Source organism: Nocardiopsis sp. YSL2 (genome assembly GCF_030555055.1).
Lineage (GTDB): Bacteria > Actinomycetota > Actinomycetes > Streptosporangiales > Streptosporangiaceae > Nocardiopsis.
On sequence record NZ_JAMOAO010000001.1, the window covers coordinates 2,945,663 to 2,970,552 of the forward strand.

The window sequence follows — 24,890 nt, forward strand, 5'->3', positions numbered from 1 at the left end:
GGTTGTGACCACGGCTGACCCCGCCCCCTACCTGACCGCTTTTCTCCCTGACGTGAAATTTGGCGAGGGCCCCATGAGCGACGACCGCGAGCCCCTTCCCGAGGTCCTCGCGGGCGGGGACCGGCGGGCGTCCCTGGAGGCGCTCCGCACGGAGATCGGCCGGCGCCTGCCGGGCGCCGCCGACCGGGAAGCGGTCGGCCTCACCACCCAGCTCCGCCTGATCCTGGCCGAGCTCGAAGCCCTGGACACCGGCGAGGAGGCAGACGTTGTCGACGACCTCGCCAAGCGTCGGGCTGCTCGGCGCGCAGGTGCCGCAGATCCGGGTGGCGCCGCCGGCGCCGAGTAGCGCCGGCCAGGACGCCATCGACATCGCCGCCTCGTGCGGGCTGATCCTCGACCCCTGGCAGAAGCTCGTCCTGGAGGACGCGCTCGGCGAACGCCCCGACGGACAGTGGGCGGCGTTCGAGGTCGCCCTGCTGGTGCCCCGGCAGAACGGCAAGGGCGCGATCCTGGAGGCCATCGAACTCGCCGCCCTGTTCGTGTGGGAAGAGGGCGAGATCATCCACAGCGCGCACGAATTCCGAACCTCGAAGGCGGCCTTCAACCGCCTGGTCGGTCTGATCAACCGCAATCGCCAGCTGAAGACCCGGGTCGCGCAGGTCATCCTCTCCAAGGGAGAGGAGGGCGTCCTGCTGAAGGACGGCCGCAAGATCCGCTTCACCACCCGCACGGGCGGCGGCGGCCGCGGCCTGTCCGGCGACCGCGTGATCCTGGATGAGGCCTACAACCTGAGCGACGACCACATGGCCGCGCTCCTTCCCACCCTCCAGGCCCGTGAGAACCCGCAAGTCATCTACACCACGTCGGCCCCCGACAAGGACCTGGCGCCCTGCGACGTGATCGCGGGCGTACGCAAGCGGGCCATCGACGGCGACCACGAGCGGCTCGCGTACTTCGAGTGGCTGGCCGACCCGCACACCGACTGGTGCCCGGCCGAGTGCGACCAGCACGACGACCCCGCGGACCCGGTGACGTGGGCCAAGGCCAACCCCGGGTTCGGGATCCGCCTGTCGGAGGAGAAAACGCGCGGCCAGTACACGGCCCTGTCCCGCCGGGCGTTCGCCCGCGAGGTCTTGGGCGTCGGCAACTACCCGACCACGGGCACCGGCTGGCAGGTCATGGAGGAGCAGGCGTGGACGGACCTGACCGACCCGCTGTCCAACCCGCGCAACCCCGTCTGCTTCTCCCTCGACGTCAACCCCGAGCGCAGCATGGGCGCGATCGGCGTCGCCGGCGCGCGGCCGGACGGCCTCTACCACGTGGAGATCATCGCGCACCTGCCCGGCGTGACATGGATGGTGCCCCGAATGGTGGACCTGGTGAAGAAGTGGAAGCCGTGCGCCGTGGTCGTGGGCAACTTCGGCCCGGCCGCAGCGCTGATCCCCGACCTGGAAGCGAAGGACATCAAGGTGATCAAAGCGTCGATGGGTGAGCGCGCGGCGGCGGCCGGAGGACTCGTCGACGGCTGCGTGCGCCCGGCCACGGCGCCCCCCACCTGGCGGTCCACGGTCCGCCACATCGGGCAGGCCCCGCTCACCACCGCGATGGCGTCCGCCGTCAAGCAGAAGGTCGGCAAGGACGGCGCGTTCGTGTGGGGCCGCGACACCCTGTCCGCGGACATCTGCCCGCTCGTCGCCGCCTCCCAGGCACTGTGGGGCTACCGCAAGTGGGGGTTCAAGAAGCCCAACGCGCCATTCGCTCTGGTGGGGAACTGACATGGCCCGCTGGTGGGACCGTCTCCTGGGGCGCGGCCGCGGCGAGGTCCGCGGGAACGTGCAGGACTGGGTGGACGCGGTCATCGCCGCTCACGAGCACGGCGTCCTGCGCACCACGATGGGCACCCTGGACGAGGAACGCGTCGGCGCGACCCTGTCCAACCTGGTCAAGTCGAACGGCCCCGTCTGGGCGCTGACCCTGGCCCGGATGCAGGTGTTCTCCCAGACCCGGTTCCAGTGGACCCGGTTCATGAGGGGCGAGCCCACCGACCTGTTCGGCAGCCCCGAGCTGGGCGTGCTGGAACGCCCGTGGCTGGGTGGCACGACCGCGGACCTGCTGGCCCGCATGGAGCTGGACATCACCACCGCGGGCAACGCCTACATCCGGCGGATCCGGCGCCGCTCGGGCGGACGCATCGTCACGGACCGGGTGGTGCGGCTGCGGCCCGAGTGGATGACGATCATCCTCGGGTCGCAGGAGGACGCCGATCACCCCGCGGAGGCCGCGGACGTCGAGCTGCTGGGGTACGCGTACATGCCCCGCGGCGAGCACGGCGACCGGATGGTCCTGCTGGCCCCGGACGAGGTCGCGCACTACGCCCCCTACCCCGACCCCGACGGCGTGTTCGTCGGCATGAGCTGGGTGACGCCGGTGATCCGGGACGTGCTCGGCGACAACCTGCAGACCGACCACAAGCGGGCGTTCCTGCGCAACGCGGCGACCCCGAACGGGGTGATCAAGTTCGACGCGGCCGTGACGCTGGAGCAGGTCAAGGAGTTCAAGGAGCTGTTCGAGGCCGAGCACCAGGGCGCCGCGAACGCCTACAAGACGTTGTATCTCGGTGGCGGCGCGGACTACGACGCCATCGGCAAGGACTTCGCCCAGCTCGAATTCGCCATCACCCAGGGCAAGGCCGAAAGCAGGCTGGCGTCCGCCGCTGGAGTACCGCCGTCCTGGGTCGGATTCAGCGAAGGCCTCCAGGGCAGCGCCCTGAACGCCGGCAACTTCACCAGCGCGCGCCGGCGCTTCGGCGACGGCACGATGCGGCACCTGTGGGAGAACGTCGCCGCGTCCCTGGAGATGATCCTGCTCCCGCCAGGCGGAGACGGGCCGCCGCCGCGCCTGTGGTACACCACGCGCGGCATGCCGTTCCTGGCGATGGACGCCTCCGACGCCGCCGCAGTGCAGGGCCAGGAAGCGCAGACGATCGTGGCCCTGGTCAAGGACGGATTCACCCACGAATCAGCGATCGCGGCGGTCACGACCCACGACTGGTCACAGCTGAAACCACGCACCGATGAGCACGGCAACCCGTTGATGTCCGTGCAGCTCCAACCCCCGCTGACCAGCGGCGAGAACAGTAACGGGAACCAGGAAGGCGCCTCCGGGGCGCTCGGAGGTAGTGATGAGTGATCTGATCGACAAGCGCCTCCCGCAGCGCGCCGACATCCCGCCCCGCGAGGACGTCCTGCGCATGGCCCCGTTCGGCCTACGCGCCGCGGAGGAGGGCGAGGAAGGCGACGGGCTGACCCTCGACGGGTACGCCGCGGTGTTCAACCGGGAGACGATCATCGACTCCTGGGAAGGGCGGTTCAAGGAGAAGATCTCGCCGGGCGCGATGAAGAAGTCCTTCCGCGAGAACCCCCCGAAGATCCAGTTCGACCACGGCCGCCACCCCCTCATCGGCAGCCTGCCGATCGCGTCGCTGCGGTCGATCTCCGAGGACACCGATCCCGAGCTGGCCCCCGAGGGCGGCGCGCACGTCATCGGCCGCATCCACGACAACTGGCTCATGGAGCCCGTCAGGGACGCCATCGCCTCCCGCAGCGTGGACGGCATGAGCTTCCGTTTCGGCGTGGTCCGCCAGAAGTGGTACGGCGCCGACGGCAAGGAGATCAAGGACGAGGAGCAGCTGCGCGAGGAGCTGCGCCGCACCTGGTACGAGGACGTGCCCGACGACGAGCTCATCGTGCGCGACCTCAAGGAGCTGCGCGTCCCCGAGCTCGGCCCCGTCGTGTGGCCAGCCTACGACGACACGTCGGTCGGTGTGCGCTCCGCCGTCATCGACCTGGGCCGCCTCGGCGACCCGGACACCCGCAAGACCCTCGCCCGCGCCGTCCTTCTCGCGGACGCGGCCGAACAGGGCACCGGGCAGGCGCCGCCCGCCACCGGAGACCGTGACGAGGTCCCGGCCGGCGAGCACGCCAAGGAGCCGGAGCCCACCAAGGACGAGAAGACGAACGAGCCGCAACCCACCGAGAGGAAGCAGACGCCTCCTCCGGCCGGCACGCACTCGGTCTACAGCGAGCAGTACACCGCCGACTGGTACCTGCCCGCGCACGACAGCGGCCTCTACTGAGGCCCGCCACCACCTGACCGAACCCGAACCCCGCCACCACACCAGGTCGCGGGGTTTTTGCATGCCCAAGGAGGCAGCCATGGGTGCCAAGCCCGTAGCGCCGTCGGAGGAGCCGCGGTTCCTCGAAGAGCGCGAAGAGCGAGTCAAGGAGATCGACTCCCGCATCGCCGAGCTGGACGCGGAGTTCACCGGCACGATGATGACGCCGGAGGCCCGCGAGGAGTGGAACTCCCTCAACGCCGAACGCGACGAGCACGCCGCGACCGTGCGGGAGATGAAGGCCCGCCGGGACCGGCTGCGCCAGATCTCCGCGAACCCCGGCGGCGGCGAGCCCGGGGCCCCGGCCCCGGGCGCCGCCCCGGCGTTCCACAAGCAGCGCGGCGTGGAGATCTACGAGATCTCCCGGATCCGCGCCGACGCGCACTCCGAGGACGAGTACCGGGAGAAGCTGTTCGACAACGCCCGCCGGGCCGTCGAGCGCGCGAAGTTCGCTCCCATGTCCGGCCAGTCCAAGGAGCGCACCGCCGAGCACGTCGAGGAGCTGCTCACCCGCGCCGACGACCGCGACAAGTGGCTGGCCAAGCGCATCCTCATCACCGGCAACCCGGTCTACGAGCGGGCGTTCGGCAAGGCCATCGTCGCTGGCGGCCCGCAGACGTGGACCGCCGAGGAGCAGCGGCAGATGGCGCTGTCCCCCGACACCGCCGGCGGCCTGGCCGTCCCGTTCGCTCTCGACCCGACCGTCATCCTCACCTCGGACGGATCCACGTCGCCGCTGCGGCAGATCGCACGGGTCGAGCAGATCACCACCGACACCTGGCGCGGCATCACCTCCTCCGGGGTGACCGTGTCCCGGTCCGGCGAGGGCGACGAGGCCGACGACAACAGCTTCTCCATCGCCCGGCCCACGGTGACCCCGACCCGGGTCATCGCGAACATCGACTACTCCGTAGAAATCGGCCAGGACTGGCCGCAGCTGCGCAGCGAGATCAGCCGCCTGCTGATGGACGCCAAGGAGCGCGAGGAAGACAGCGCGTTCGTGATCGGTGACGGCACCGGCGACAACCCCTTCGGTGTGGTCAAGACGCTGGATGCGGGCTCGGAGGTGCCGATGGGCGCCGCGGGCACCCTGGACGTCGACGACCTGTACGACCTGGAGTCCGAGCTGCCGGTGCGGTTCCGTCGCAACGCGCAGTTCCTGGGCAACAAGTCCACGTACAACCACACCCGCGGCCTGTCCACCGGCTCCGACGGCGGCGACCTGTGGGTGCGGCTGGCGTCCGGCCAGCCCTCGGAGCTGCTGGGCTACTCCGCGCACGAGGCGTCCGCGATGGACTCGGTCGGTGACCCCGACGGCAGGGTCCTGCTGTTCGGCGACTTCTCCGAGTTCATCATCGTCGACCGCCTGGGCATGACCGTCGAGCTGCAGCAGCACGTGCTCGGCGCGAACCGGAGGTGGACCGGCCAGCGGGCCGTCGTCGCCATGTGGCGCAACTCCAGCAAGGTGCTGGTCGACAACGCGTTCCGAGTCCTGACGGACCCGACCGCGAGCTGATCCCCGGCCCCGCCCAGGCACGTCCTGGGCGGGGCCTCTTCTTGGGAGGACCCGACATGCCCGACCTGCTCGTCGCCCGCACCAGCGCGGTCGTCGCCATCGGCCGCCGACGCGTGCGCATCCGCAAGGGCGTCACCATCGTCAACGCCGACGACTCCTTCGTCCGTGGGAGGGAGAACCTGTTCGAGCCGCTGGAGGTGCCCTACATCGGGGGCGGCGATGCGTCGAAAAGGCGTCGCCCGGTGGTGGAGGAAACTACGGCGGACCCCGGCCAGACCCGCGAGCCGGACCTGACCGTCTCCAGCGAGGACCCGCAGGAGACCAGCGAAGGCGACGGCCAGGACGACCGGGCCCAGGACGACGCGGGACAGGAGGCCCCGGCCGCTGGCGACGTCGGGCCCGAGCCGGAGGCCGAGCCCTCGACGGACGGGGCGCCGGCCGCGGAGCCGACGGCCAAGGAGGTCCGGGCCTGGTGCAAGGACAAGAACATCGACGTCCCGCCGCGCGGCCGTATCCCTGACGACGTCATGGCCGCCTACCGGCGGGCACACGGCGGCGGCTGGTGACCCATGGCCCTCGGTGAGTCGTACCTGACCCTGGCCGTGCTGAAGGCCCGGCTGAACATCGTCGACGACGGCGACGACAACGCCCTCACCGGTGCGCTGGCCGCCGCCAGCCGGGGCGTGAACCAGTTCTGCGCACGCCAGTTCAACCAGGCCGAGACGGCGTCCACCCGCCACTACGAGCCCCTCACCTCGGGGCTGCTGGTCGTGGACGACTTCCACACCACCGACGACCTGGTCATCGGTGGTGACGCCTTCGACGCCGACACCCACGCACTGGAGCCCGCCGACGGCATCGTCGACGGCGAGCCCGGGTGGCCATACTGGCGCATCCGCGGCTCGGGGTTCTCCGGCCGCGTCGCGGTCACCGCCCACTGGGGGTGGGCCGCCGTGCCCACCTCGGTCGTCGAGGCCACATTCATCACGGCCGTCGAGCTGTTCAAGCTCAAGGACGCGCCGTTCGGCATCCAGGGACAGGCAGATATGGGACTGATCAGGATCCGGGAGAACCACCGGATCACCACCATGCTGGCGCCGTACCGGCGGCGCGTCGTGGCGGTGGCGTGATGGCCGACGTCTCCGCAGTGCGCAGCGTGCTCGCCGACCGCCTGGCCACGATCACCGGCCTGCGAGTGCAGGAGTACACCGAGGGGTCCGTCAGCCCTCCGACCGCGACCCTCCTTGTGGGCCTGGGCCCGGACACGTCGATGAGCCGACCCGCGATCGACTACGACAAGTCCTACCGTGGCGCGGCCATGCTCAACTTCCTTGTCAAGGTCGCGGTGTCGGCGACCCTGTCCGACGTCTCCCAGCGAGAGCTCGACGCCTACCTGGCCAAGGACGGCCCCAAGTCCATCAAGGCCGCTATCGAGGCCGACTCGGAACCGCTGGAGGTCGACGACGAGCTCGTCGCCGACTACGCCCTGGTGCCTGCCGTCACGCACTACGGGTTCATCCAGTGGGGCGGCGTCGACTACCTCGGCGCCGACTTCCACGTCGGGGTGCTGACGCGGTGAAGGTGGTGCTGCTCGGGGTCCCGCAGATGGGCGGCGACGGGGACTGCTGGCATGACGACATCGCCGACGGCTGCCGCGATCTCGGCTGGGACGTCGACTTCCGCCAAGCTCTGGGGGTGCCGACACGCAAGATCGTGGAGGCAGCCCGTGGCGCTGACCTGTTCATCTGGGCGCGCACCTACGGCCACGACCCCGTCGGCGACGCCGACGCGATGCTCCGCCGCATCGAGGACGCCGGCACCGTCACCGTCGGCGTGCACTTCGACCTGTACTGGGGACTCGGCCGTCGGGAGACACGCATCGGCAACGAGTCCTGGTGGACGGCCCAGCACGTGTTCACCGCCGACGGCGGCCCCCGCCCCTGGGGCGAGCGCGGCGTGAACCACCACTGGATGCCGCCCGCGTTCGGCACCCGCTACTTCGGCCGCGGCACCCCGAAGGGACCGCGCCGCGAGGCCCTGTTCGTGGGCTCCAACTCCTCGACCATCCACGGCCGCCACCGCACGGCGCTCATCGAATGGGCGCGCCGCCGATTCGAGCAGAGGTTCCGGCACGTGGGCGCCGGCCGCAGCAAGGTGTGGGGGCGCAAGCTCAACGACGCCTACGCGTCCGTGCGCGTGGTCCTGGGCGACTCGGCACCCGCCGACTTCTACTGGTCGGACCGGATCCCGCGCACCCTCGGCCGCGGGGGGCTGCTCGCCTACCCGCGCACCCCCGGCCTGGCCGAGCAGGGTTTCACCGAGGACACCATGCTCCTGTTCGACCGGTTCGACTTCGCCGGCCTGGGGCGGCAGATCGACGCCCTCACCGACGCCCGGCGCCGCGAGCTGACCGACAACGCGCTCACCCTCATCTCCGAGCGGCACCTGTTCCGGCACCGCATGGCCCAGATCGCACAGACCGTGGGGCTCACATGAGGATCGTCATCGCGGCGTCCGGCGGCCAGACGAAGTGGGCCGGGCACCTGGGCACGTGCTCCCACCTGGTCCCGGTCGCCGACACCGGCCAGCCGCTGCTCGCGCGGACCGTCTCCCAGGCGCTGACGCTGACCGGCGACGTGCACGTGATCATCCCCGATGACTCCCGGTACGCCGACGCCGCCGATGGCGCCACCGCGCACATCCGCGGCCGGGACTACCCGTCAGAGTACGCCGCCACCCGCGACCTGTGGAGCGCCGACGACCGGACGGTGCTGCTGCTCGGCGACGTGTACTTCACCCGGGAGGCCCTGGCCACGATCGTGGGTGAGACCCGGCGCGCCTACCGGTGCTTCGGCCGCTACCGCGCGTCGAAGCACACCGGCACCCCCTACGGGGAGATCTTCGCCGCCTCGTGGTGGCCCGCCCACCACCAGCAGATGGACGCCCACCTCGACCTGGTCCACCGCACTCGCGCCGCGGGGACGGTGACCCGCCCGCCCGGGTGGATGCTCCTGCGCGCCTGGCAGGGCACTCCGCTCGCCAAGCACCGCGTCTCGGTGCGGTTCTTCACCGAGATCGACGACCTCACCGACGACATCGACTTCCCGGCCGACTACGACCGGCACCCCGCCTTCGGAGGCACCCGTGGGTAGCGTCTTCCGCTCCTTCCCCGAACTGGTGTCCCGGCTCGGCCTGGACGTGCGGCACCTCGTGCACGTGGGCGCCCACCAGGGCGAGGAGATGCCCTACTACCGGATGGCGGGCGTCGGCCACGTCACCCTCGTCGAGCCGATCCCGCGCCTGGTCGCGGCCCTGCGCCGTACCCACCCCGACGCGACCGTCATCGAGGCGGCCTGCGCATCCACGCCCGGCCGCGCTCGTCTGCACATCCCACGCCGCACCAACATGGCCACCCTCGCGACCCCGCAGACCACGGATGGGCGCACGCGCGCGGTCGACGTAGAGGTCACCACCCTCGCGCACATCCAGGCCGCCGCCGAGGTGGCGCCGGACGCCGCCGTCATCGACGCCCAGGGACGCGAGCTCGACGTACTCGACGGCGCCGACCTGGCTTCCCTCGATCTCGTGGTGGTGGAGACGTGCACCGTGGCCGACCCCACCATGGCCTCCCCTCACCGCGCGGTCGTCGAGCGGATGGCCGCCGCAGGGTTCACCGAGGCGGACCGGTGGGTGCGCGACTACGCGTTCGTCGCCCGGTGGGCGCGCGGCCCCGGCCAGCCCGCGCCAGGGCCCGGCGAGGTCCGCGACGTCGTGTTCACCCGAGAGGAGCAGCGATGACACGCAAGTACCTGGTGGTCGGCAAGCAGCCGGTACTGGGCCGCAGGCGCGGCCAGTTCGTGTACTTGGAGGACGAGCACGGTGACCGGCTGACCCGCGGCGGCCACGTCACCCCCGAGGAACCGGACCCGCCCATGGGCGACACATCCTCGGCGTCCGGTCAGGACGCCCCGCCCCCGGCGGAGCCGGACCCGGGCGCGGAGTCCTCGGACTCCGCACCGGACCCCGGCCGCCCGCCACGGCGGAAGACCAAGACCACCACCAAGCCCCGGCAGTCGCCGGGGCTTTCGCATGTCCCAGACCCGGCCGACACCCCGGCCGACGACAGCAAGGAGTAGGCCGTGGGCAAGGTCATCCTCAAGGACGTCGACGTCGAAGTCGACGGCGTCAACTTCTCCAGTCACGTGTCCAGCGTGACCGTCACCCTGTCCAAGGACGAGGTGGACACCACCAACTTCGGAGGCAAGGGCCGCGAACGCGCGCACGGTCTCAAGGACGACAACTTTGAGCTGAACTTCCAGCAGGACTTCGACCCGGGAAGCGTCGACGCAACCCTCTACCCGCTGTGGGACGAGGAGGCCGAGTTCGTGGTCGAGGTCCGGCCTCGCTCCGGAGTGGTGTCGGAGACGAACCCGGGCTACCGGGGCACCTGCATCCTCCTGGAGTACACCCCGCTGGCGGGCTCCCCGGGTGAGCTGTCCGAGACGTCCGTGACGTTCCCCAGCCAGCGCGAGGGCATCGAGCGCGTCACCGCAGAGTCCTGACCTGATGGGTGCGCCGTCCCTGGAGTTCGAGCTTGGCCGCGAGGTCACCCGCGTCGCGGCCAAGCTCCGCGACGTCGACGCGAAGCTGCCCACCAAGCTGCGCTCGAAGCTGCGCAAGGCCGCCGGGGTCGGCGTCAAGCGGGTCAAGGGCGAAGTACGGCGCATGCCGGTGTCCGGACGCCACGGGTCCACTGGGCTGCGCCGCCGTGTGGCCCGCGGCGTTCGGGCCCGCGCCTCGACGAAGAGCGGGATGCGCATCGTCACGTCGATGCCGGAGTCGGCCGAGTCGATCATCCCCCGCGGCCTCGACTCGCGCACCCGGCACGCCGACGGCGGCTGGCGCCACCCGGTGTTCGCGCCCAAGGGCACACCGCGCACCGAGTGGACCTGGGTCGACCAGAAGGGCGGCGACTGGTTCGTGCGCCCGCTCTCGGAGATGCAGCCGCAGGTCACCGCTGAAATCCGCAAGGTCCTCGACGAGGCCGCCGCGGAAGTCGCGAGCGCCGGCGCATGAGACGTGGTCCGGCCGGGTGATGCGGGTCCCCGGCCGGGCCACCCCCCAACACCGACCCGCAGCACAACACACGACAGCACCAAGGAGAGACCCGCATGGCGCTACTGACACGCGACCAGATCAAGACCGCCAAGGACGCCGCCTACGAAGAGGTGCCCGTCCCCGAGTGGTCCAAGAACCCGGCCAAGCCCGACTGCGTCCGCCTCAAGGGCCTGTCCGGTGACGAGCGCGACGAGCTGGAACAGTCCACGATCCAGGGCCGCGGCAAGAAGCGTGACGTGAACATGAAGGGCTTCCGTGCGCGCCTGATCGCCATGTCCGCGGTCGACGCCGACGGCAATCCCATCTTCACCGAGGCCGACGTCGAGTGGCTCGGAGGGAAGTCGGCCCGTGCCCTGGAGCGCGTGGTCAACAAGGCCCAGGAGCTGTCCGGGCTCAGTGACAGCGACGTGGACGAGCTGGTGGGAAATTCCGAGCCCGACCCGAGCGGGCCTTCTACTTCCGACTAGCGCGCTCTCGGGGGGTCAGCGTCGAGGCGCTGCTGAAGGGCACCTCCTCGGCGGAGCTGACCGAATGGCAGGCCTACGAGGAGATCGCGGGCCCGGTCGACGATTCCTATCTCTCGCGGGCGGTCGCGGAGCTGATCGAGGAGATCCGCGAGCTGCGGCTCGCGTATGCGCGGGTCAACACCGATCCGGGGAAACGCCACAACCTCCCGAAGAAGGCGGAGCACTATCCGCGCCCGTGGGAGCTGGCCGCACTGGCCGAACAGCAGTCCGAAGACGACGCCGACAGCGGCGACGACAAGTGAACACGTGCTGAGGAGGTGAACCATGGCCACGCTGACCAGCCTCGGGTTCTCCATCTTCAGCAAGTACAAGGGCAAGGGATTCCGGGACGCCCGCAAGGACCTCGACACCTTCAGCGGGAAGATGCAGTCGGTCGGGTCCTCGATCGCCTCCGTCGGTGCCGGGATGACCGCGAGCGTGACCGCTCCGGTCGTGGGCGTCGGGGCCGCCGTCCTGAAAATGGGCGGCGACTTCGAGGCCAGCATGCAGCGGGTCAAGGCCGTCTCCGGGGCGACCGGCAGCGAGTTCCAGCAGCTGCGTGACATGGCCAAGGACCTCGGCTCCACGACGCAGTTCTCCGCCTCGGAAGCCGCTGAGGGCATGAGCTTCTTGGCCATGGCCGGGTTCGACGCCTCCGCGACCATGGACGCCCTCCCGGGCGTGCTCAACCTCGCGGCTGCGGGCGCGGTCGAACTCGGTGTGGCGGCCGACGTCGCCTCCAACGTGTTGTCCGGCTACGGCATGGAAGCCTCCGAGGTCGGTCGGCTGAACGACATCCTCGCGAAGACCTTCACCAGCACGAACACCGACCTGACCATGCTCGGCGAGTCCTTCAAGTTCGTGGCTCCCGTGGCGGCCAGCGCCGGGCTGGAGCTGGAAGAGGTCTCGGCCGCGATCGGCCTGCTCGGCAACGCGGGCATCCAGGGAAGCGAAGCGGGCACCGCGCTGCGCGGCGCCATCGGTGCCCTGCTGTCCCCGACCACGCAGGTCCAGGGGATCCTCGACCGACTGGGCGTGTCCGTCCTCGACTCCAGCGGGAACCTGCGCTCCCTGAACGACATCCTCGTGCAGTTGGAGGACTCCGGCGCGGACACCGCCGACATGCTCGGCATCTTCGGCTTGGAAGCCGGCCCTGCGATGACCGCTCTGTTGTCGCAGGGGTCGGGGGCCCTGTCCGAGCTGACCGGCAACCTCCAAGACGCAGGGGGCACAGCCTCTTCCATCGCCGAGACCCAGATGGAGGGCTTCAACGGCGGCGTCCGTGAACTGCAGTCCGCCCTGGAGGGCCTGGCGATCGCCGTTGCCGAGTCCGGTCTCCTGGCGTGGGCCACCGAGCTGACCAGCAAGGTCACCGAATGGATCCAGGCGTTCTCACAGGCCAACCCGATGCTGTTCAAGGTCGGCGTGATCATCGGCATCGTCGTCGCGGTCATCGGCCCGCTCCTGGTCATGATCGGCGCGCTGGTCGCTGCGGTCGGCGCCATCGGCGCCGTCCTCACACCGGTCGTCGGCATCGTCGCCGCCGTGGTCGCCGGGCTGATCGCGCTCGGCGTCGCCGTGTGGATGGCGTGGAAACGGTCTGACACCTTCCGGGCCGGGGTCATGGCGACCTGGCAGGGCATCAAGGACGGCTGGAACGCCCTGTGGTCCGGCGCCCTCAAGCCCGGCCTGGGTGCCCTGCTCGCCTGGTGGTCCGCGACCTGGCCAAAAATCAAGGACGCCGCCCTCCAGGCGTGGGCCGCAGTGGTAGCCAAATTCGAGGAAGTCAAACCCAAATTCCTGGAGATATTCGGCCAGGTCCAGGAAATCGTCGGCGGAGTTCTCGGCTGGCTGTCCGAGAAATGGGACGAGCACGGCGCCATTATCATGCTGTGGCTCGGCTTCCTGGCGAGCACCGTGATCGGCCGACTCAAGGGCGCGTTTGCCCTGGTCGTCGCGGTCGTGACGGCGGCCTGGCAGATCATCTCCGGCGTGTTCTCCGGCGCGTTGACCGTCATCTCGGGAATCCTCGATATCTTCATCGGGCTTTTCACGGGCGACTGGCGTCGAATGGGCGAGGGTGTCGTCAAGATTTTCAGCGGATTGTGGACCGCCGTCGTGGGCATTTTCAATGGCGCGGTCACATTGATCGGCGGAATTCTCAAGGCGCTTTACCAGATCATCATCCAGCCGATCATCGACCTGTACAACAGGATCGTCGGGAACTCCATCATCCCCGACCTGGTGCTCGGAATCGTCGCCTGGTTCAACAAGCTCAAGGCCATGGCCCTCGCCATCTTCCTCGCGATCGTGAACTGGATCGTGGGCAAGGTCCTCAACCTGCACAAGCGGGTTGTCTCCACGATCGCGAACCTGGTCGCGGCGTTCCTCTCCCGAGTCACCACCCTGCGGGACCGGGCCCGCGCGATCTTCGGCGCCCTGGTGTCCTGGCACGTCGCACAGGCCAAGTCGCTGCGTGACCGTGTGGTCAGCGCGATCGTGTCCCTCAAGGACAAGGTGATCAGTGCATTCACCAAGGCGAAGGACGGCGTCGAAAAGGTCTGGAACAAGCTCGAAAAGGTCGCAAAAGCACCCGTAAAATTCGTCATAAAGACCGTCTACAACGACGGTCTCCGAGAGCTTTGGAACAAGGTCGCCGACAAGGTCCCAGGGATTTCCAAGCTCGGCAGGATGACGCTTCCGCGCGGGTTCCGGCGCGGCGGCATCCTGCCCGGGTACATGCGCTCCAAGCGCGACGACGTGCTCACCCCCATGCGGTCCGGTGAAGCCGTTCTGGTGCCCGAGGTCGTCAAGGCGCTCGGCCCCGGCTTCGTACACAACCTCAACCACGCCGCGAACAACGGCGGTGTCGGCGCAGTCCGGCGGCTGTCGGACCGCACCTCCGCACTCGGACTCGGCCAGGCGCCCGCCGACGGCCTGCCCAGCTTCGCGCGCGGTCTCGGGTTCGCCCGCGGCGGCATCGTGGGCCAGTGGATCAGCGACAAGTGGAATGACATCGTCGGCAAGGCGAAATCCTGGGCCACCGCGCCGCTCAACGCCATCCGGGACAACATCAAGTCCGAGTTCGGCACCGGTGACGACTTCCACGGCATCCCCTGGCACGCCTTCAAGATGGTCCGGGAGAAGGTGCTCAGCCGGTTCGGCCGCGCGGACGACGATCACGCCGCGTCCATGGCTGGAGGCGCCGCCGGGTGGGTCGGGCTGGAGTCCGCCAGCGCCCGCCTGCGCCGCGCCGCAGCCTTCGCCCGCGCCCAGCACGGCAAACCCTACATCTGGGGCGGCGCCGGTCCGGCCGGGTACGACTGCAGCGGTTTCATGGCGGCCATCGAGAACGAGATCAGGGGCGTGGGCCCGTACTTCCGCAGGTACAGCACCCATCTCTTCCGCGGGGCATCCGCGCCCGCAGGCTGGGTCCAGGGCCTGCAGTCCCCGTTCATGATCGGGAACACGCACGCCGGCGTAGGGCACATGGCCGGCACGTTGATGGGGGTCGACGTTGAGGCGGCCGGCGGCGGAAAGGGGGTCAACGTCGGCACCCGCGCCAGGGGTGCCAGGGACTCCATGTTCACGACCAGGTACGGGTTCCGTCCGGTCATGGGCGATGGAGTGGCAGGCGGTGGCTCATCAACGATCGCTGACAAGGGCGCACTACTGGCCCCGGGGCTGAACCTCTTGGACAACCGGCTCGGCAAGCCTGAGGCGCTCACGCGGGCCGACTACGACGCGGGCGGCCCGCGTGAGCTTCACCTGCACTTCCACGGGCCAGTCGGCTCGAAGCGGCAGGCGGAGGACATGGTCGTGGCAGCGCTGTCCGAGGCCGAGCGCAAAGGCCGGGTCGCCGCCGGAACCGTGAGGGCTCGCCGATGAGTCGAGAGATCCCCCAGTACGGGTTCTTCGTGGACTGGGACAACGACGGCGGATTCGAGGCCGGTCTGGACGGATGGGACGGCTACCCGGATCCGCCGGTGCCGCCCGAGCCCACCCCGGCAAGCATCCGGTCGGTGTCCTCGGCCGAGTCGGACAGTGCGTCGTTCTCGGTGACCAAGCCCTCCGGCGCCAGCGAGGGAGACATCCTCGTGGCGTGCCAGACCTCAAACCTCGGTGACGCCTCCGACCTAGGCACCCCAACGGGCGGGGCCACGTGGCAGCAGCTCGGCAGCACGATCACCGGTGGCACCGACAGCCTCCACACGAAGGTGTGGTGGAAGGAGGCCGGTGGGGCCGAACCAGCGAGCTATGGATTCACTCAGGGGTCCGGTGCGGACGGGTGCGTGTCCATCGCGGCTGTGCAGGGCGCGGACGGTGCGGTCACGCCCGCCGTCGCCGCGTTCGACCCGTTCGCCGACGACACGTCGATCCCCACACCTGGGATCACGCCGACGAACGCCGACGACGTGGAGCTGCGGTGGGTGGGCGCCCAGTACACTACCCCGCCGCCGGAGACCCTGACCAAGACGTACACGGCGACCTGGTCGGCGTCCTGGTACGACTACGGCAAGCGCAGCGGCACCCGGCTGTACCAGGGCGCCACTCTGCTGGGCGATGGCACGGGCTACCAGTACGGCAAGATCGGTTTCGACCACTCGACGATCCAAACTGACCTCGCGGGCAGCACGATCGACCAGGTCGAGCTCCGCATGTCCAACGAGCACTCCTGGTACAACTCCGGGTTGACCGCGCGGTTCGGCACCCACGCCAACACCTCCGAGCCCGGCGGGTCATCGTCGACGTCCGGCACGTTCAACCGCTCCTCACACTCGTGGAACAAGGGCCAGACCAAGTACGTCGACCTGCCGACCACGATCGGTGAGGAGCTGCGGGACGCCACCACGACCGGCATCACCACCGGACGGCCCACCGCGGGCAACCGGAACGACTACGGGTACTTCCGCGGGTACGACGCCAGCAGCAGCCAGCGCCCGCGCCTGCGCATCACCTACACCACCGCCGGGAGCCAGCCCGTCACCATCGACGGGCCCTCGGGCCTGACCCGGCGCACCGACCAGTCCTCGAACGACTTCACCGCCGGGGCGCTGGCGACCCGCCAGCTCGACGGTGCCGAAACCACGGCGTCGCTGGCTTTCGACGCCAACGCCGAGTTCGTGCGCGCCCACGGCGTCACGATCGCGGTCGCGTCGCTCCAGCCGACCCCGGACCCGGATCTGTCCCCAACCGTGTCGGTGTCCGCTGCCCGCGCCCGCTCGGGCGGCCAGTCCCTGCTCGCGGAGTGGACCGACGACAGCCCCGGCCAGTCGGCGCGCCGTGTGCTCGATGGTCTGCTCGTCGGCCGCGCCTACGACTTGTCCGCGTGGGTGTACGTCCCGACCGGTTCCACGCCGGTGCGTCTCGGTATCAACGGCTTCGGCGCGGGAACCGTGTCCACCACCCACGATGCGTGGGAGCAGCTCACCTACTCCTTCACCGCACACGGGGCGTCGCACACCGCCGTGGTGCGCCCAGACCTGGACGTCATCCTGGAGTCGACCTTCGAGGACGACTCGGAGATCTCCAACAGCGGCGGTGACAGCGCCACGCACTGGGTGCCGGGCGGTGGCGGTCCGCCGGTCTTGGCCCACTCCACGCAGGGCAGCTTCCAAGGGGCCGGGTCGCTGTTCGTCACCTGGGGTACCGCGACCTCCGGCGAGTTCCCGCAGATCCAACGGGACGTGCCCGGCTTCGAGGTCGGAGCGGAGTACGAGTTCAGCGCGTGGGTGTTCGTCCCCGAGGGGGCAGGCGGGCCCGGCGTCAGCCCGTTCGCGGAGGGCGGTTTCGGGACAGCGAGTGTCACGACGGACACCTGGGAGCGGATCAGCCGGACCTTCACGGCCAGTTCCACGACGGTCAACGTCAAGATCATCGCGGTCGACGACGTCAACGATGGCGAGACGGTGTTCGTCGACCAGGTCTCGATCATGCGCGTCGACGAGTCCGCAGCTTCAGGTGAAGAGGCGTCCGTCGACGTCGTGCAGCTGCTCGGGCCCGGCGAGGACATCACCGACCGGGTCCTGGGGCTGCGGACCACAGTGGACATCTCCTACGGGCGGGACCACGCCCGGTCGCTGTCAGCGATCTCTCCGGGGCAGACAGGCTGGGAGCTGGACAACCGGTCCCAGGACTACTCCCCGGACAACCCGAACAGCCCGCTCGTCGGGCAAGTCGGCCCGGGGCGGCCGGTCCTCATCCGCGCCACCTGGCAGGACAAGCTCTACGACCTGTTCCGCGGCCACCTCGACGACTACGAGCTGGACCCTTCGCGGGAATCCCGGTCAGTGCAGCTGACGGCGCTGGACACCCTCGCGCGGCTCCGCGGCGCGAAGCTGTCCACCGAGCTGTACGCCTCCGTGCGCACCGGAGAGGCGATCGGCATCATCCTGGACGCCATCGGCTGGCCTGCCGACCGCCGCGACCTGGACCCCGGGGCATCGACACTCCGGTGGTGGTGGGGTGAGAGCGACGACGCGTTCGACGTGCTCTCCAAGGTTGTGGAGGCGGAGGGCCCGGCAGCGTTCGCGTTCGTGTCCTCCTCCGGTGACTTCGTGTTCCGTGACCGCCACCACCGTCTCCAGCGCGACGCCTCGCTGACCTCGCAGGCGACCATCCGCGACACCGGCACCGAACCCGTCTTCTCCCGCCCTGTGGACTACGACATCGGGTGGAAGGACATCGTCAACACCCTGCAGGTAGACGTACCCGAGAGGGCCCCCGCCCGCGAAGAGGTGGTGTGGGAGGACGAGGGCATCATCACCTTGGCCGCGGGCGAGGTCAGGACCATCCGGGTCCAGGCCGACGACCCGTTCGTGTACGCCCACACGCCGGTCGCCGGATCCCGGGTCACCTCCGCGGACGCCGAGCACATCTACCCCGTCGACCACGACCTGGTCGTGCTGTCCGGCGAGCTGGCCGTGTCGCTGTCGCGCACCTCGGGCCAGTCCACCGAGATCCGGCTGGAGGCGGGGACCGCCGGGGCGACCATCCGTGGGCTGAGACTTCGGGCCACCCCCGTGCCGGTCGCACGGACCGTCCAGGTCCTGATCGAGGACACCGAGTCCATCGCCGCCTACGGCCGCCGCGACTACGAGGGCGACCTCGACCTGGCGGGCGTGCACGACGTGGCGGACATGGCGCGCCTCATCCTCGGGCAGCGATCCGACCGGCTCCCGATCATGACCATCACCATCGTCGGCAAGGGCCACACCGCGCGCATGGACCAGATCCTGCAGCGCGACCTGTCCGACCGAGTCCGGCTGGTCGAGAGCGAGTCGTTCACCGACCACGACCACTACATCGAGCGCATCGAGCACGACATCGCCGAGGTCGGCCACGACCACCGCGCCGCGTTCGGGTGCGAGCGAGTGCGCGAGCAGTTCACGAATGCGCTGACGTTCGACGACGACGACCGCGGCTTCGACGAAGGCGTTTTCGGGCGGGCCGGGGTCGATGACCCCGACACCCTGTTCGTCCTCGACCAGTCCAACCTCGACGAAGGGCTCCTGGGACATTGAAATCTCGCTACCGCCTGATGGGCGCAATGAACCGGCTCGTGCGCGGCGGCCCTGCCGCCCCTGAGACGCCGTCGATCTGGCGTACACCCGTGACCGCGGTGCCCGTGCGCGCCTACGTCAACCACGGCCGCTGGGTCGCGGACTGCATCCGGCCGCACTGCGGTGGCGCCGAACTGCTGCGCCGCCACCAGTCAGTCAGCGAGTGCTTCGAATGCCACCTGGTCACCCCGGTCGAGTGGCCACCCGATGCCGGCCAGATCTGGGAGGCGCTCATGGAGCGGCCCGTGCCGGCCACCCGGAACTGGTTCCCCGTCGACCACCCGGTGGCCGTGCGCGCCGGGTGCCCGCACGGGCAGAGCGTTGTCGAGCTCTACGCCGAGGCGGCCGAGCACGAGAACGAGCTCATGCCCGGCGGCGCGGCACCTGGCGTGGAGGGGGGCACGTCGTGGCGTGGTCTGCTCCACTGACCGCTGTGGCCGGAGCTGCGCTCACCGCCGCACAGTGGAACGCCAGCGTGCGGGACAACCTGCTGGAGACCGCGCCAGGGGTGGCCACCACTGCGGGGGGCTACTTCGTGGCCGACGGCTCCAATTCGATCGCCGAACGGCAGATCGTTGCGGACAGTGTCCTAGTCACCGAGACCACCACGTCCACGTCCTACACCGACCTGGACACGTTCGGGCCGTCCGTGACCGTGGAAACCGGCGCCCAGGCCCTGGTGATCGTCCACGGCCAGGCCCAGAACACCGACTCGACCGGGTCCGCGCGCATGTCCTACGAGACATCCGGCGCCACCTCACAGGGCCCAGCCGACAACCGGTCCGTCGGGGTGTTCGGCGGAGCGGGCGTGTCCATCACCACCTCCACGCTCGCCATGCACGGCGCCGGCGCAGGCCTCGACCTGACACCCGGCAGCCACACGTTCACCGCCAAGTACAGCGTCTCCGGCGGCACCGGCGAGTTCCGGCACCGGCGCCTCATCGTCATCCCCTTCTGAGGAGGACCCCGATGGCGTGGACAGCGCCCATGACCTTCGTGGCGAACAGCCCCCTGACTGCCGCCCAACTCAACACCCACCTCAGGGACAACTTCCTGGAAACCGCCCCCGCGAAAGCGACCGAGCAGGGCGGCTACTTCGTGACCGACACTGCGCACCGCATCGTGGAGCGAGTCGGCCGCAGGCAGACCATCAGCACTGAGGAGGCCACCACCTCCACCAGCTACGACGACCTGGCCACGCAGGGGCCGACGGTGACTGTGCAGACCGGCGAGCTCGCGCTCGCGCTGTGGTCCTGCGAGATGCGGTCCTCCAACAGCGAGCCGACGACGTGCCGGGTCACCGTCGATGTCACGGGTGACACGACCATCGCCGGCGACGACATCCGGGCGCTCACCAACTCGACTGGTGCCGCCGGCCGCCACCAGTCCACCCACGCTGTGTTCTTCGATGATCTGAACCCGGGCGAGAACACGTGGACGATGAAGTACCGCACCAGCTCAGGCGAGGCCACCTTCCAGCGCAGGCGCCTCATCGTCCTGCCGTACTGACCCGCACCCTGCGCACCCCCGCGCAGGATCCCCGACCCAGAGGAGGGCTCCGTGGCCCTGTACGTGTGCTCGCTCATTCGCAGCACGGACCAGCTCATCCCGCCGAATCAGTACACGATCGTCCGCTTCCCCTTCGGAGCCGCGGAGAGCTACGACGCGTGGGACATGCACCAGGTCGCTCAGCCTGACGGTTACTCGATCACGTCCTGGGACACCGACGGCCGATCGGGACTGATCTGGCCGCACGTGACCGGGTGGGGCTGGCTGACCGCCATGGTGTTCTGGGAGGGCGGCAGCTACTCGGAGACCCGGGACCGGTTCGTCCGCGACCCCCTCAACCTGTCCACGGGCTACGACTCCACGGCCACAGAGGATGAGCAGCCCACCCCCGGCGGCCAGTACAAGTCCAAGCACCACGAAATGTTCGTGCACCCCGGGACTCCGGTCGCGTTCCTGGTCAAGCACAACGACTCCGTGAGTCGGAGGATCACGCACGCCCAGTTCAAGCTGGCCATCGAGGCCGACGTGGCGGTGCCGGCATGAGCGAGTCCGAACGCGACATGCGCGACCTGCTCGTGGCCATCAGCACCAAGATCGACGTGGTCATAAACCGCCAGGACGACCACGAGGGCCGCATCCGTGACCTGTACCAGCGCATCGCCGACCTGCCGAAGAAGTCCGAGCTGCTGACGCTGTCCCAGCGCCTGCCCGAGTACGTGACGAAGTCCGAGTTGAAGGCGATGCGCACCCACACGATCACGGTGATCTCCGTGGTCGTGGTCATCGTCGGCGGGATCGTCGGCCTGGTCACCGGACTGACCTGAGGTTCGCCACCAGCCGTATTCGCCCCGTCATCGCGCGGGGCTTTCGCATGTCCGGGGAACGCCCGGCCACCCACCCGCAAGGAGATCACCATGTCCGACTTCCTGCTCACGCTCTACGGCCGCGTGCGCCGCCTCGTGCGCTACCGGCGCAACCCCGCGGTTTATGTCGCGGTCGGCCTGGTCGCTGTGCTCACCGGGTGGCGCCTGGCCAACGGCATGGCGATCGAGGACGTGTTCACCGAGCACTACATCGAGTCGATGCTCATCCTCGCGGGCGGGGTGTTCACCCGCCTCCAGGTGTGGAGCCCCGAGAGCGTCGAGGACATCTTCGCTGCCCGCGAGGCCTACCCCGCCATGGAGGACGCCGTCGAGTTCGACCTCCACCTGGCGGTCGACCCGACCGAGGACCCCAGCGAGGGCTGACCCATGGACCTCGCACAGCTCCTCGACCTGCTGGGACCGGATGCGGACCTGATGCGGCTGTTGGCCGTCGTCACGACCCTGCCGGTCCTGATGGGTCTGGTCATTGAGAGCGCGCCGACCGTGGGCATCCCCTCGGTGATCGGCTCCTCGGGCCGCCCCCGGTCGGGCCGGGTCATCCACTACAACGGGGGCGCCCTGGCGTGGGGGTCGCACGCCAACTGCCGCGCCCAGGTCCGGCAGATGCACTCCTACCACCGCTCACGCGGGTGGGCAGGCATCGGCTACCACCTGCTGATCTGCTGGCACGGCATCGTGCTCACCGGCCGGGGCATCAACCGGATCGGCGCCCACGCGCCCGGCGCCAACTCGACACACATCGGCATCCAGTTCATCCTCGGAGGCAACCAGAAGCCGTCGGCGAAGCAGCTCGCAGCGTTCGTCGCCCTCATGGCCTGGCTGGCCGCACGTGGCGTGCGCGCCTCGATCACCGGGCACCGCGACTGGATCTCGACGTCCTGCCCCGGCGACCACCTCTACGGGCGGGTCCGCTCCGGCAACTGGGGAGGGGGATCGTCCCCGGCCCCGGCGCCCACGTTCTCCTACTGGGACGTGGCCGGGCTCCAGGTTCCGACTGGTGACCCGTGGCTGCTGCGGGGGATGACCGGAACCCCGGTCCTGCGGCTCCAGAAGGCACTGCTCAAGTGGCGGCCATCCCTGCTGCCCGGGTACGGCGCGGACGGCCGTTTCGGCGGCGAGACGGAAGCGGCCGTCGAGGCGCTGCAGCGCGCCCGCGGTATCACCATCGATAGGGTCTACGGTCCCGAATCGGCGAAGGAGCTGCGGCGGGCCCTGACCGCATCCGATCCAGCCCCGGACCCGACTCCCGCACCGAAGCCGTTTCCGCTGGCTCGCGGGCACTGGTTCGGCCCGCCGGCCGCGGACGACCGGAACCACTCCGGGTACTACTGGTCATCCGACCGCCCGCACATCAAGGACATCCAGGGCAAGGTCGGCGCCTCGCAGGATGGCCGATACGGGTCGAAGACCAAGGCGGCCGTGACCGCCTGGCAGCGCGAGGTCGGGTTCATCGGCCGCGACGTTGACGGACTCACGGGCCCGAAGACCTGGGGCAAGATGTTCGGCTGACCTCCGGACAACGAATAAGCCCGGCACTCCCAATGGGGGTGCCGGGCCTCTTTCGTGTGCTCAGATCAGGTCGAGTGCCAGGGCCAGCTCACGGCCCGGCACGGTGGGGCCCGTGATCGTTCCGACGACGGGCTTTGGAAGCTGGTCGGCCCCAACGTAGTGGACGTGCGAGAGAGCGTCGTGCTCCTGGTTGAGGGCTTCGACCGCGTCCTTGAACCTGTCGTCGTTCTCGACGCCGAGTTCGCGAGCCACTGCATTCGCTTGATGGGTACCAGGCTCTCGCGCGACGATGCCCAGGATCCTGGTTTCGAGGTCATTCATAGCCCGACCGTACGCCGCGACGCAGGTCACCGCACGTACTTCTACAGTTCGATCTCAACTGGCGTAGTTGACTCTGCGTCGGACCGTTCCACGGTCACCTCGGCCGTGACCTCCTGCCCGGACCTGTCGCCATCCAGGATGCCGCGTATGTCCAGAGCGACGGTGGTGACCTCGATCGTGTAGAAGTCCGCAGCCGGTACGCCCTCCACGAGGAAGGGCAGGGTGCACAGGTAGGGATCGTTGGTGCGCTGGCGACCGCGTTCGGCGCGGTGGTCAGCTGCGGTGGCGTCTCCGTCGAGGGTGCTGGTGGCGTCGCCGGTAGAGATGATCTCGTCGGCGCCGTCTCGGATGGTGTAGGTGGGGTCCCGCCAGACACACTGCAGTGTGTCTCCAGCGGGCGCCTGGCCGACGCTGTTGTCCGTGGTGGTCAGGGTGACGAGGATGTCGATGGTGTCGGGGTCCGCGTCGGCCTGCTGCGGTCCCTGGTTGGCACAGGCGGTGAGTAGGGCGAGCAGGGACACCGTCGCTGCTGCGGTCATGGTGCGGGGCATGAGACTGCCTCTCGGTGCTGGTGCGTCTGAGCGGGAGGCGCGCGGGTGATGTCCAGTGTGCCGGAGCAAACTGCACGTCGGAGGTGATTCCGCGAAGCCGAAACTTAGACACGGTAACCGTGGATATCTCGGGCGCACCCGGGTACACTTAAACATAGACACGGTAAGCGTGTCAAGGTTTCAGATCTACCGAGAGGTCGCACCCACCATGGCTCACGAACTAGAGAGGTTCTCCGACGGGACCGCCAGCTTCGTCAGCGCCCAGCAGGACGCATGGCACAGACTCGGAACCGTCCTCCCTGACACCTTCGACGCCACCACCGCCCTGCGCACCGCGCGCCTGGACCGGTGGAACGTCCACACCAGCCCGCTGCACATCACCGAGAGCGGCGCCACCCTGTCCGTGCCCGACGCCTACGCCACCGTCCGCACCCACCCCGAGACCGGCCTCCCCGACGTGCTCGGAGTCGTCAAGGGCCGCTACCTCCCCATCCAGAACGAGGAGCTCACCGAGGTCCTCGACTTCATCACCGACGAGTCCGGCGCGCACTTCGAGACCGCCGGGTCCCTGCGCGCGGGCCGCGAGGTGTTCGTGACCATGCGCCTCCCCGAGACCATGACCATCGCCGGAACCGACAAACTCGACCTCTACCTGGCCGCACTCAACAGCCACGACGGCAGTGCCGCGATGCGACTGCTCGTCTCCCCGGTCAGGGTCGTGTGCGCCAACACCCAGGCCGCCGCGCTGGCCGACGCCCGCTCGGTGTACGCCATCCGGCACACCTCCGGCGCCCGGGGTCGCATCGCCGCCGCCCGCGAGGCGCTCGGGATGAGCTTCACCTACCTGGAGGAGTTCCAGACTGAGGCCGAGCGCATGCTCGACCAGCAGCTCACCGACGGCCGGTTCATGGACATCGTCGGCCGCGAGCTGTGGCCCGAGCCCCAGGAACCGACCGAGCGCAAGATCAACAACCGTGCCCGGATCCTCGCTGACGTCAACGAGCTGTTCGTCGAGGCTGACACCCAGGAGTCCATCCGGGGCACCGCGTGGGCCGGGTACCAGTCCGTCGTCGAGTACCTCGACCACTACGCGCCGGTCAAGGGCAAGCACGGCGACGCCGCCGATGCCGCCCGCGCCGAGCGCATCCTCGTTCAGCCCGCCATCACCGCGCTGAAGACGAAGGCGTTCGACGCCTTCCGGCTCGCCGCCTGAACCACCACGGGCCCCGGCATCCAGCCG

The 24,890-nt window shown here is 69.5% G+C and carries 27 protein-coding genes and 1 pseudogene; 25 read left to right on the top strand and 3 right to left on the bottom strand.

Going from position 1 to position 24,890, the window contains the following annotated elements:
- Positions 1–73: 73 nt before the first annotated feature.
- The 15 genes from M1P99_RS12920 to M1P99_RS12990 all read left to right on the top strand — a co-directional run bounded on the left by M1P99_RS12920 (position 74) and on the right by M1P99_RS12990 (position 11,275).
- A complete protein-coding gene (locus M1P99_RS12920; RefSeq protein ID WP_304452898.1) occupies positions 74–346 on the top strand; it encodes a hypothetical protein in 273 nt (90 codons plus the stop codon).
- The gene (locus tag M1P99_RS12925) at positions 267–1,775 is read left to right on the top strand and encodes a terminase large subunit (protein ID WP_304452899.1); all 1,509 of its coding nucleotides are present in this window, start codon (positions 267–269) and stop codon (positions 1,773–1,775) included. The genes M1P99_RS12920 and M1P99_RS12925 overlap by 80 nt, the downstream gene beginning before the upstream one ends.
- Position 1,776: 1 nt before the next feature.
- Positions 1,777–3,189 (top strand): phage portal protein, encoded by a 1,413-nt coding sequence (locus M1P99_RS12930; protein WP_304452900.1) that lies wholly within the window; start codon positions 1,777–1,779, stop codon positions 3,187–3,189.
- Positions 3,182–4,135, top strand: a complete 954-nt coding sequence (locus M1P99_RS12935) for an HK97 family phage prohead protease (protein WP_304452901.1) — start codon at positions 3,182–3,184, stop codon at positions 4,133–4,135. The genes M1P99_RS12930 and M1P99_RS12935 overlap by 8 nt, the downstream gene beginning before the upstream one ends.
- A 79-nt stretch (positions 4,136–4,214) precedes the next feature.
- Positions 4,215–5,690 (top strand): phage major capsid protein, encoded by a 1,476-nt coding sequence (locus M1P99_RS12940; protein WP_304452902.1) that lies wholly within the window; start codon positions 4,215–4,217, stop codon positions 5,688–5,690.
- Between the two features lie 56 nt (positions 5,691–5,746).
- The gene (locus M1P99_RS12945) at positions 5,747–6,256 is read left to right on the top strand and encodes a histone-like nucleoid-structuring protein Lsr2 (RefSeq protein WP_304452903.1); all 510 of its coding nucleotides are present in this window, start codon (positions 5,747–5,749) and stop codon (positions 6,254–6,256) included.
- A gap of 3 nt (positions 6,257–6,259) precedes the next feature.
- Complete coding sequence (locus M1P99_RS12950) at positions 6,260–6,820, top strand: hypothetical protein (protein ID WP_304452904.1); 561 nt, start codon at positions 6,260–6,262, stop codon at positions 6,818–6,820.
- The gene (locus M1P99_RS12955; RefSeq protein WP_304452905.1) at positions 6,820–7,269 is read left to right on the top strand and encodes a hypothetical protein; all 450 of its coding nucleotides are present in this window, start codon (positions 6,820–6,822) and stop codon (positions 7,267–7,269) included. The genes M1P99_RS12950 and M1P99_RS12955 overlap by 1 nt, the downstream gene beginning before the upstream one ends.
- On the top strand, positions 7,266–8,186 hold the full coding sequence (locus tag M1P99_RS12960) for a glycosyltransferase (protein WP_304452906.1): 921 nt from the start codon (positions 7,266–7,268) through the stop codon (positions 8,184–8,186). The genes M1P99_RS12955 and M1P99_RS12960 overlap by 4 nt, the downstream gene beginning before the upstream one ends.
- Positions 8,183–8,842, top strand: coding sequence for a hypothetical protein (locus tag M1P99_RS12965; protein WP_304452907.1), 660 nt, complete (start codon positions 8,183–8,185; stop codon positions 8,840–8,842). The genes M1P99_RS12960 and M1P99_RS12965 overlap by 4 nt, the downstream gene beginning before the upstream one ends.
- Complete coding sequence (locus tag M1P99_RS12970; RefSeq protein ID WP_304452908.1) at positions 8,835–9,488, top strand: FkbM family methyltransferase; 654 nt, start codon at positions 8,835–8,837, stop codon at positions 9,486–9,488. Before M1P99_RS12965 ends, M1P99_RS12970 begins: the two co-directional genes overlap by 8 nt.
- Entirely contained in the window at positions 9,485–9,826 is a 342-nt protein-coding gene (locus M1P99_RS12975; protein ID WP_304452909.1) for a hypothetical protein, read from the top strand. The genes M1P99_RS12970 and M1P99_RS12975 overlap by 4 nt, the downstream gene beginning before the upstream one ends.
- Before the next feature lie 3 nt (positions 9,827–9,829).
- A complete protein-coding gene (locus M1P99_RS12980; protein WP_304452910.1) occupies positions 9,830–10,252 on the top strand; it encodes a hypothetical protein in 423 nt (140 codons plus the stop codon).
- Positions 10,253–10,256: 4 nt separating this feature from the next.
- Entirely contained in the window at positions 10,257–10,766 is a 510-nt protein-coding gene (locus M1P99_RS12985; protein WP_304452911.1) for a hypothetical protein, read from the top strand.
- Between the two features lie 95 nt (positions 10,767–10,861).
- The gene (locus tag M1P99_RS12990; protein ID WP_304452912.1) at positions 10,862–11,275 is read left to right on the top strand and encodes a hypothetical protein; all 414 of its coding nucleotides are present in this window, start codon (positions 10,862–10,864) and stop codon (positions 11,273–11,275) included.
- Here M1P99_RS12990 and M1P99_RS12995 read toward each other — a convergent pair.
- The gene (locus M1P99_RS12995; protein WP_304452913.1) at positions 11,272–11,820 is read right to left on the bottom strand and encodes a hypothetical protein; all 549 of its coding nucleotides are present in this window, start codon (positions 11,818–11,820) and stop codon (positions 11,272–11,274) included. The genes M1P99_RS12990 and M1P99_RS12995 overlap by 4 nt on opposite strands.
- Here M1P99_RS12995 and M1P99_RS13000 point away from each other — a divergent pair.
- From M1P99_RS13000 to M1P99_RS13040, 9 genes and pseudogenes are all read left to right on the top strand, one after another.
- Positions 11,819–12,697 (top strand): annotated as a pseudogene (locus M1P99_RS13000) (phage tail tape measure protein); the annotation flags it as partial. The gene M1P99_RS12995 and the pseudogene M1P99_RS13000 sit on opposite strands and share 2 nt — an antisense overlap.
- Before the next feature lie 2,501 nt (positions 12,698–15,198).
- A complete protein-coding gene (locus tag M1P99_RS13005) occupies positions 15,199–18,837 on the top strand; it encodes a carbohydrate binding domain-containing protein (protein ID WP_304452914.1) in 3,639 nt (1,212 codons plus the stop codon).
- 89 nt (positions 18,838–18,926) lie between these two features.
- Positions 18,927–19,304 (top strand): hypothetical protein, encoded by a 378-nt coding sequence (locus M1P99_RS13010; RefSeq protein WP_304452915.1) that lies wholly within the window; start codon positions 18,927–18,929, stop codon positions 19,302–19,304.
- A gap of 5 nt (positions 19,305–19,309) precedes the next feature.
- The gene (locus tag M1P99_RS13015) at positions 19,310–19,834 is read left to right on the top strand and encodes a hypothetical protein (RefSeq protein WP_304452916.1); all 525 of its coding nucleotides are present in this window, start codon (positions 19,310–19,312) and stop codon (positions 19,832–19,834) included.
- Positions 19,835–19,845: 11 nt separating this feature from the next.
- Positions 19,846–20,385: a hypothetical protein gene (locus M1P99_RS13020; RefSeq protein ID WP_304452917.1), complete on the top strand. Its 540-nt coding sequence runs from the start codon at positions 19,846–19,848 to the stop codon at positions 20,383–20,385.
- Between the two features lie 51 nt (positions 20,386–20,436).
- Positions 20,437–20,928, top strand: a complete 492-nt coding sequence (locus tag M1P99_RS13025; protein ID WP_304452918.1) for a hypothetical protein — start codon at positions 20,437–20,439, stop codon at positions 20,926–20,928.
- A complete protein-coding gene (locus M1P99_RS13030; protein WP_304452919.1) occupies positions 20,925–21,209 on the top strand; it encodes a hypothetical protein in 285 nt (94 codons plus the stop codon). The genes M1P99_RS13025 and M1P99_RS13030 overlap by 4 nt, the downstream gene beginning before the upstream one ends.
- Positions 21,210–21,299: 90 nt before the next feature.
- Positions 21,300–21,632 carry a hypothetical protein gene (locus M1P99_RS13035; protein WP_304452920.1) on the top strand — a complete coding sequence of 111 codons (333 nt, stop codon included), beginning with the start codon at positions 21,300–21,302 and terminating at the stop codon, positions 21,630–21,632.
- A gap of 3 nt (positions 21,633–21,635) precedes the next feature.
- Positions 21,636–22,778 (top strand): N-acetylmuramoyl-L-alanine amidase, encoded by a 1,143-nt coding sequence (locus M1P99_RS13040; protein WP_304452921.1) that lies wholly within the window; start codon positions 21,636–21,638, stop codon positions 22,776–22,778.
- Between the two features lie 60 nt (positions 22,779–22,838).
- On the opposite strand, the gene M1P99_RS13045 is transcribed toward M1P99_RS13040, so the two are convergent.
- The gene (locus M1P99_RS13045; protein ID WP_304452922.1) at positions 22,839–23,099 is read right to left on the bottom strand and encodes a hypothetical protein; all 261 of its coding nucleotides are present in this window, start codon (positions 23,097–23,099) and stop codon (positions 22,839–22,841) included.
- Positions 23,100–23,140: 41 nt separating this feature from the next.
- Positions 23,141–23,638, bottom strand: coding sequence for a hypothetical protein (locus tag M1P99_RS13050; RefSeq protein ID WP_304452923.1), 498 nt, complete (start codon positions 23,636–23,638; stop codon positions 23,141–23,143).
- 220 nt (positions 23,639–23,858) lie between these two features.
- On the opposite strand from M1P99_RS13050, the gene M1P99_RS13055 reads away from it, so the two are divergent.
- Positions 23,859–24,863 (top strand): DUF932 domain-containing protein, encoded by a 1,005-nt coding sequence (locus M1P99_RS13055; RefSeq protein WP_304452924.1) that lies wholly within the window; start codon positions 23,859–23,861, stop codon positions 24,861–24,863.
- Positions 24,864–24,890 lie beyond the last annotated feature (27 nt).

Bases quoted from the DNA above. Each gene is read 5' to 3' on its own strand.
- M1P99_RS12920 (WP_304452898.1), top strand. From the start codon at position 74: ATGAGCGACGACCGCGAGCCCCTTCCCGAGGTCCTCGCGGGCGGGGAC.
- M1P99_RS12930 (WP_304452900.1), top strand. From the start codon at position 1,777: ATGGCCCGCTGGTGGGACCGTCTCCTGGGGCGCGGCCGCGGCGAGGTC.
- M1P99_RS12935 (WP_304452901.1), top strand. From the start codon at position 3,182: ATGAGTGATCTGATCGACAAGCGCCTCCCGCAGCGCGCCGACATCCCG.
- M1P99_RS12940 (WP_304452902.1), top strand. From the start codon at position 4,215: ATGGGTGCCAAGCCCGTAGCGCCGTCGGAGGAGCCGCGGTTCCTCGAA.
- M1P99_RS12945 (WP_304452903.1), top strand. From the start codon at position 5,747: ATGCCCGACCTGCTCGTCGCCCGCACCAGCGCGGTCGTCGCCATCGGC.
- M1P99_RS12950 (WP_304452904.1), top strand. From the start codon at position 6,260: ATGGCCCTCGGTGAGTCGTACCTGACCCTGGCCGTGCTGAAGGCCCGG.
- M1P99_RS12955 (WP_304452905.1), top strand. From the start codon at position 6,820: ATGGCCGACGTCTCCGCAGTGCGCAGCGTGCTCGCCGACCGCCTGGCC.
- M1P99_RS12965 (WP_304452907.1), top strand. From the start codon at position 8,183: ATGAGGATCGTCATCGCGGCGTCCGGCGGCCAGACGAAGTGGGCCGGG.
- M1P99_RS12975 (WP_304452909.1), top strand. From the start codon at position 9,485: ATGACACGCAAGTACCTGGTGGTCGGCAAGCAGCCGGTACTGGGCCGC.
- M1P99_RS12985 (WP_304452911.1), top strand. From the start codon at position 10,257: ATGGGTGCGCCGTCCCTGGAGTTCGAGCTTGGCCGCGAGGTCACCCGC.
- M1P99_RS12990 (WP_304452912.1), top strand. From the start codon at position 10,862: ATGGCGCTACTGACACGCGACCAGATCAAGACCGCCAAGGACGCCGCC.
- M1P99_RS12995 (WP_304452913.1), bottom strand. From the start codon at position 11,820: ATGCTGGCCTCGAAGTCGCCGCCCATTTTCAGGACGGCGGCCCCGACG.
- M1P99_RS13005 (WP_304452914.1), top strand. From the start codon at position 15,199: ATGAGTCGAGAGATCCCCCAGTACGGGTTCTTCGTGGACTGGGACAAC.
- M1P99_RS13020 (WP_304452917.1), top strand. From the start codon at position 19,846: ATGGCGTGGACAGCGCCCATGACCTTCGTGGCGAACAGCCCCCTGACT.
- M1P99_RS13030 (WP_304452919.1), top strand. From the start codon at position 20,925: ATGAGCGAGTCCGAACGCGACATGCGCGACCTGCTCGTGGCCATCAGC.
- M1P99_RS13035 (WP_304452920.1), top strand. From the start codon at position 21,300: ATGTCCGACTTCCTGCTCACGCTCTACGGCCGCGTGCGCCGCCTCGTG.
- M1P99_RS13040 (WP_304452921.1), top strand. From the start codon at position 21,636: ATGGACCTCGCACAGCTCCTCGACCTGCTGGGACCGGATGCGGACCTG.
- M1P99_RS13045 (WP_304452922.1), bottom strand. From the start codon at position 23,099: ATGAATGACCTCGAAACCAGGATCCTGGGCATCGTCGCGCGAGAGCCT.
- M1P99_RS13050 (WP_304452923.1), bottom strand. From the start codon at position 23,638: ATGACCGCAGCAGCGACGGTGTCCCTGCTCGCCCTACTCACCGCCTGT.
- M1P99_RS13055 (WP_304452924.1), top strand. From the start codon at position 23,859: ATGGCTCACGAACTAGAGAGGTTCTCCGACGGGACCGCCAGCTTCGTC.